The 6,887-nt window shown below is 38.1% G+C and carries 5 protein-coding genes and 1 other annotated feature; all 5 genes read left to right on the top strand.

Going from position 1 to position 6,887, the window contains the following annotated elements; genetic code table 11:
• The first annotated feature begins 481 nt into the window (after positions 1–481).
• The 5 genes from tnpA to K0R93_RS18925 all read left to right on the top strand — a co-directional run bounded on the left by tnpA (position 482) and on the right by K0R93_RS18925 (position 6,300).
• The gene (tnpA, locus tag K0R93_RS18945; RefSeq protein ID WP_300304926.1) at positions 482–769 is read left to right on the top strand and encodes an IS66 family insertion sequence element accessory protein TnpA; all 288 of its coding nucleotides are present in this window, start codon (positions 482–484) and stop codon (positions 767–769) included.
• A 149-nt stretch (positions 770–918) separates the two neighbouring features.
• Positions 919–1,233 (top strand): transposase, encoded by a 315-nt coding sequence (locus K0R93_RS18940; protein WP_300304923.1) that lies wholly within the window; start codon positions 919–921, stop codon positions 1,231–1,233.
• A gap of 112 nt (positions 1,234–1,345) precedes the next feature.
• Positions 1,346–1,608, top strand: a binding site (T-box leader).
• Positions 1,609–1,679: 71 nt separating this feature from the next.
• Positions 1,680–3,365 (top strand): glutamine--tRNA ligase/YqeY domain fusion protein, encoded by a 1,686-nt coding sequence (locus K0R93_RS18935; RefSeq protein WP_300304921.1) that lies wholly within the window; start codon positions 1,680–1,682, stop codon positions 3,363–3,365.
• 412 nt (positions 3,366–3,777) lie between these two features.
• Entirely contained in the window at positions 3,778–5,016 is a 1,239-nt protein-coding gene (locus tag K0R93_RS18930; protein WP_300304919.1) for an MDR family MFS transporter, read from the top strand.
• Between the two features lie 186 nt (positions 5,017–5,202).
• Complete coding sequence (locus K0R93_RS18925; RefSeq protein ID WP_300304917.1) at positions 5,203–6,300, top strand: serine hydrolase domain-containing protein; 1,098 nt, start codon at positions 5,203–5,205, stop codon at positions 6,298–6,300.
• Positions 6,301–6,887: the final 587 nt, after the last annotated feature.

Below are 6,887 nucleotides of genomic sequence, written 5' to 3'. Positions count from 1 at the left end.
TTGAATTACCGTCATCTTAAACTCATCACTGTACTTCCTAGCCATCGCCATCACCCCTATAATTTAGCATACATGATCGTCCTCATTTTGTATACTTTTCGGGGGTCAGACCAGTTCTAATGACTCGTTTGCTTTGTCAGAATAAAACCGAAGTTACAGCGGCACGGCAAAATCTTGTAAGATCGACTAATTTTGAAAAGAACTAATTTGGCACTTACGCAATGCGGGGTTAGATAACCTCGCTTTTTTCTTTCCGCCTGTCAACTACCAAGAACCCCCGCTTTCTATAGATAAGGGCATGGATGCTCCCGCTCCCCCAAATAGTGATATAATAAAGAAATACGGCTATCCTTTTTTGTATATGACTAAGATATAGTAAACTGTAAACCTCGTATCTGGTCTTCAATTTTGAGATAATCAATCTAGGCTTTGAAAAACTAGTAGTTTTCTAAAGTGACTACATTAGTTTTGGGAGGTGCCAATGGATAAGGTTACTCATGAAATGCGCTTGATGCAATGGACGCCAATTATACGTCAATGTCGTAGCAGTGGCATGACCATTAAATCCTGGTGTGTTGAAAATAATGTAAATGAAAAACAATTCTACTACTGGCAGTGTCGCCCTAGAGAGGAAGTATATAGCTCTCTTGAAAAAACTGAATCCAACAGCCAGCCAAACTTTGTACAACTTCCAATCCCTGTCGACTATCCAAGGGATAGGTCTGCTTTCATGGCAGATATGATCATCCATATTGGAAAAATGTGTTAGAACTTTCCAATACAGCTTCAGAAGAATTATTATCCAAGGTCTTGAAGGTAATGAATGATGTTAAATGATGCATCTGGTTTTGAAAAAGTCAAAAATACACGGGGACGTTTCAATTGTCTGAGAGATATTCTTATGATAAGGGGGATAGCATGGCAAGGATAGCAAGAGTAAGAAGTAAAACTGGGATCTATCATATCATGCTTCGAGGAATAGACAAAAGAAATACCTTTTTAGATGATGAAGACAGAATGAAATTTATAGAGAAGTTACTCAAGGCAGAGAGAACTGCTGGATTTAAACTTTACGGATATTGTCTCATGAATAATCATGTACACTTGTTGATAGGTGAGCAGGAAGAGATCGGCATAAGTATCGAATATATTACAGTTGGTTGCGTTCAGTGGCATAACAATAAACACGAAAAAACAGGATACTTATTTCAAAGTCGATGTATTTATGGATGAATATTTACAAGTGAAAAGCAGAGAAAGTTGCTATCGTGAGCAATTATATGATGTGGTATTGTATTTAATAATAAAAATTCATATAATAGAGTTACACAACAAAACATGATAATAAAATGCGATGATGAGAAGAGTATGTAGATAGATTCTTTATCAGAGAGCTTCGGGAGCTGAAAAGAAGCAAAGAATGATCTATGGAAGCAAGCCTCTGAGCTGCACACCGATCCTTTAACTGGGGGAGGATGTGACAGGAGCTCCTGTTATAGAGCTAGTGTATAATCATTGCCATGGCGATGACGTACATGAAAAGGTTGGTATGGTGACATACTGACAAACTGGGGTGGCACCACGAAAGTATATACTCTCGTCCCCAAGGCCGAAATGTCTTGGGGGTGAGAGTTTTTTGTTTTTTTGTTTAAAGAATAAATAAAGGAGGTTGTTCCAGGATGAGTCATGTATTCGACAAGAAAGATTTTTTTCAAACCAACTTTTTGCATAGGGTCGTAGATGAGGATCTGAAAAATGGTGAATATCACCGGGAGATCTGCACCAGGTTTCCACCAGAGCCCAATGGGTATCTTCATATTGGTAGTGCCTATGCCATCAATATCAACTACACCATCGCTAAAAAATATGGCGGCAAGTTTAACCTTCGCTTTGATGACACCAATCCCTTGAAGGAAGATATTGAATATGTCAACGCCATCATAGAGGATATGACCTGGGTAGGATTTAGTCCTGGTGAAAGGATATTTTATGGGTCTGACTACTGTGAAGAAATATATGCCTATGCCAGAAAGTTGATTCAAAAGGGCAAGGCCTATGTATGTGATCTCAGTGCTGATGAGATGCGGGCTTATCGCGGTACCCTAAAGGAACCAGGAATCGACAGTCCTTATAGAAACCGCAGTGTGGAAGAAAACTTAGATTTATTTGAAAGAATGAGAAATGGTGAGTTCCCAGCAGGTGACAAGGTTCTGCGGGCAAAGATCGATATGCAGTCAGCCAATATAAATCTTCGAGATCCAGTGATCTACAGGATCATCCATGCAGCGCATTACCGCACAGGAGACAAGTGGTGTATTTATCCTATGTATGATTACGCCCACCCTATCCAGGATTCCATGGAGGGCATTACCCATTCACTATGTTCCATCGAGTTTAAGGATCATCGGCCATTGTATGACTGGGTATTGCAGGAACTGGAGTTGAAAGAGCCTCCGAAGCAAAGGGAGTTTGGGCGGATGAACTTGGAAGGGGTTGTTACCAGCAAAAGATACTTGCGGGAGTTGGTCTTTGGCAACTATGTAGATGGCTGGGATGATCCGAGATTGCCAACCTTGAGGGGGTTGAGACGCAGAGGCTTTACCCCACAAAGCATTCAAAAATTTCTAGGGGAAATCGGGGTATCCAAGGATGAAAGTACCGTAGATATATCCATGCTGGAGCATTGTCTGCGGGAGGATTTAAAGGATAAGGTGCCTTCCATCATGGCGGTGCTAGATCCGCTGAAAGTAGTCATCACCAACTATCCAGAGGATGAAGTGGAGATGTTGGAGATGGAGAACAATTCAAGTAATTCTGCCTTGGGTACACGGACAGTCTCTTTTTCCAAGGTGATCTACATTGAAAGGGAAGATTTTATGGAAGAACCTATAAAAGATTTCCATAGGCTGTCTCCAGGAAAGGAAGTACGATTAAAAGGGGCCTATTTTATCCGATGTGAGGAAGTCATAAAGAATGAAGCCGGTGAGATTATAGCTCTTTACTGCACCTACGACCCAGAAACCAAAAGCGGCAGTGGCTTTAAAGGACGCAAGGTAAAGGGAACGATTCATTGGGTTTCTGAAAAGAATGCCATCCAAGCTGAGGTCCGCCTCTATGATAAACTGGTTGCCGATGAAGGCCTATTAAAAGATTCGGCATTGAGCTGGGATGAAAAAATCAATCCCAAATCACTGATCACTTTACAGGGATGTCTGCTTGAGCCTTTTGCGAAGAATGCACCCAAAGAGGCCAAATATCAATTCATGCGACATGGGTATTTCGTAGTAGATCACAAGCATACCAATGGAGAAAAGCTTGTTTTTAATCGTATCGTACCGTTAAAGGATTCATGGAGTAAAAGGTAGGCAGCTAAGATAAGGCTTAGTAATATAATAGTAGGACAAGGGGACGGGTGTAAATTAATTAATTGGTGATAGCTTGTCTTTGTAGGAAAAATATTGACATTTTTAGGAAGTTTCCATACAATAATAAATATCTAAATTTATATATATAAAGATATTTTGAGAATGCATCTGCAATTGTAGGCCAGCAAAGAGCTAAGTTCGGTGGATGCAGGCGATGGCCAAACTTCTAGGATAAAAGCCTGGAGGACGAGTCTCACTGATATGAGCAATGTCCTTCAGCTTTTTTATTTAATAGGAAAGAATGTGGATACAAAATAGAGGATAAAGACTCTGGAAAGATCATTTGCGCCATGAATAGTTGCGATAGCAGCATGGGAGTTTGTGTCCTCATCTAACTGAGGAGGTGTGTATCATGAATTCATTTAAAGCCTATCGAGGGCTACCGAAAAGCATCTATATTTTGTTTTTCGTTCAAGTGATCAATCGCTTTGGAGATTTTGTTTTGCCATTTTTGACACTATTCTTAACAAAAAAGCTAGGGTATTCCTTTGAAACAGCAGGAATCATTGCCATGATTACTTCTCTATTGGCCATACCTGGATCACTGACAGGAGGAAAATTAGCGGATCAAATTGGTAGAAGAAAAACATATCTCATTGCTCAGACGTTAGCTGGAATCTGTCTAATCCCATGTGCTTTTGTTCAAAAACCACAACTGATCGTAATTCTTTTGTTCTTATCAACTTTTTGTAATGCTGCTGTAAGACCTGCGATCAGTGCCATCGTTGCAGATATTTTACCTCCTGCAGAAAGGCAGTTAGGGTACTCGCTGATCTATCTGGGTATAAACCTAGGGGTATCCTTAGGACCGATCGTAGCAGGATTTTTATTCAACAACTACTTGGCGTTACTGTTCATAGGCGATGCATTAACATCCTTTATTGCCGTTGGACTTGTCTTTATGAACATTAAAGAAACTAATCCTGCACACCAAGCGGAGGTACATAACATTTCATCGGAAAGTGAAGAAAGCGGAAATATCTTCACGGTACTTTGGAGAAGACCACAAATCCTTGCTTTTTTAGTGATTGATATAGCATATACCTTTGCCTATACGCAACACAGATTTTCACTGCCACTGATGCTGGAAGATGTGTTTCAGAATAAGGGTGCAGAAGCATTCGGCTATTTAATGAGCATCAATGCATTTACCGTAATTGTGATGACAGTCTTCCTGATTAGTATTACCAAGCGATTTAAGCCGTTGGTCAATATCATCATAGCAGGGGTGCTGTATGCCATAGGGTTTGGAATGATCGGCATGATCCATTCTTTCCAGTTATTTGCAGTATCCACTATACTATGGACGATTGGAGAAATCCTAGTGGTAACCAATCATGGTGTCTATATGGCCAATAACAGCCCTAAAAACTTCCGAGGGAGATTTAATTCAATCGGGGCATTGAGCTGGGCCTCTGGAAGTGCTCTTGGAACCTCTCTGATGGGAAGATATATGGGGATTGCAGGTATTCGAGCCGTTTGGCCTCTGACAGCAGGTGTAGCTGGGATAGCAGCTATATCCATGTTGATGCTGCATGTGTACTCATTGAATCGAGCAGAGCGACTGACAAGAGATTCTGCTACGAGATAGGAGATATGTCAAAGAATCTTGAAAAGATGAATAAGATAAAAATGAAGCGGGGATTGGATAAAACGATTATTGAAAAGGGCATAAAATTGAAAAAGTAAAGTCCTTTATATAAAAAAGAAGACGAACGAAACGTCCCCGTGTCTTTGAAACATATTATATACACAAGGTACATAAAGGGGGATACTTATGAAAAAATTTTCGTTTTTGTTGGCAATTATTTTATTACTGTTAGGAGGATGTACTTTAGATAATAAAGAAACAATAAATATAACAGATTTGAATACACAATTAAGCGATGAGTTAAAGGATTTACAAGAAAAGTTAGATTCTGCATTTACAATGCAACATGAGAAAAATGTTTTTAACGGAATGGCGTTAGTAATTCAAGATAAAAATATTATACTAAAAAAATCTTATGGGTTAGCTGATGTTGAAAATGAAATTGAATTTAACAATTTAACAAAATTTGATATGGGGTCTCTCACTAAACAATTTACAGCAGTAGCGATAATGAAGCTTCAAGAAGATAATTTGCTAAATACTGAAGATACCATTGATAAATATTTTTCTAATTTACCAAATGGAGATAAAATTACTATACATAATTTGCTTACTCATACATCTGGACTGGATATGCATCCAATAGAACTTGATAATAAAAAAAGATTTACAGATCATAATAACCCAAATATAGAAATAGACCTCACTAAAGTAAAGTTTGTAGACGAACCTAATCATGCTTATAATTATAGTAACATTAATTATATTTTACTTGGATATATAATTGAATCTGTTACTGATAAAAAGTTAGATGAATATTTAGATGAAAGTATATTTAATATTAGTGGAATGAACAATACTGGTTTTAAAAATAGTGAGTTTTATATAGATGATTTAGCTACTGGGTATTCAAATTTTGATTATAGCAAATCAGGGGTAGCTTCCTATGATGAATATATTTCACCAATACGAGGTTCAGGAGGACTATGTTCAACTTTAACCGACCAATATTGCTGGTATAAAGCATTATTTGATGGAAGTATAGTTAAACCCGAAACCTTAGAAATAATGCATACACCCTATGCAAATAATTATGGATACGGTTGGTTTATTTCAGGAGAAGGTGACAATAAAATACTATATCATTACGGAATTGCTCATGGCTATGAAAGTTATATGGCTTTTAAACCTAGTGAAGATAAGTTTGCAATATTTGTGTCAAATGTTAATAACTCAAAATCAGATTATATAGTATTTTCTTTAAAGGAGCGTTTCTTTAGATAGTAAATAAGCAAATAATAATTGTAGAGGACAAGGGGACAGGTACAAGTACTGTTCCAAAGTAGCTCAAATATACTTAGCAAGCGGGGACGGTCCATTACTTGCTATTTTAAGGTTCTAATGAGTAATGGACAAAGTAGAAAGAGACTAAAAGACTGCACAGACAAGAGAATGTGGAATTATCTGCTAAGAAAAATCAAAAAAGCGACAAATAGTTCAGTGAGAGACTTGACAGGGATCTTAGGGATGAGCAAAGATATGATCTTTAGGGCATAATCAAAATCTCGTAAAATCAACTAACTTTGAAAAGAACCAATTTGACGCTTACGCAATGCGGGGTTAAAGAACCTCGCTTTTTTCTTTCCGCCTGTCAGCTACCATGAACCCCTGCCTACTATAGATAAGCCCATGGATGGATGGCCCTGCTACCTCAAATAGTGATAGTATAAAGAAATACGGCTATCCTTTTTTTGTATATGACAAGTATAAGCTTGTCTTATATAATGGTAACATACTGAAAATTTTTAGGAGAAGGTTAGATGACAACATGAGAAGAGTAAATGAAATTTTTAGTGATTCTATCGTAAGCG

It is taken from the genome of Anaerosolibacter sp., from assembly GCF_029240175.1.
Classification (GTDB): Bacteria; Bacillota; Clostridia; order Peptostreptococcales; family Thermotaleaceae; genus Anaerosolibacter.
The sequence above is the reverse complement of the archived record's forward strand: the minus strand, read 5'-3'. Positions and strand labels throughout refer to the sequence as shown.

Bases quoted from the DNA above. Each gene is read 5' to 3' on its own strand.
- tnpA (WP_300304926.1), top strand. From the start codon at position 482: ATGGATAAGGTTACTCATGAAATGCGCTTGATGCAATGGACGCCAATT.
- K0R93_RS18940 (WP_300304923.1), top strand. From the start codon at position 919: ATGGCAAGGATAGCAAGAGTAAGAAGTAAAACTGGGATCTATCATATC.
- K0R93_RS18935 (WP_300304921.1), top strand. From the start codon at position 1,680: ATGAGTCATGTATTCGACAAGAAAGATTTTTTTCAAACCAACTTTTTG.
- K0R93_RS18930 (WP_300304919.1), top strand. From the start codon at position 3,778: ATGAATTCATTTAAAGCCTATCGAGGGCTACCGAAAAGCATCTATATT.
- K0R93_RS18925 (WP_300304917.1), top strand. From the start codon at position 5,203: ATGAAAAAATTTTCGTTTTTGTTGGCAATTATTTTATTACTGTTAGGA.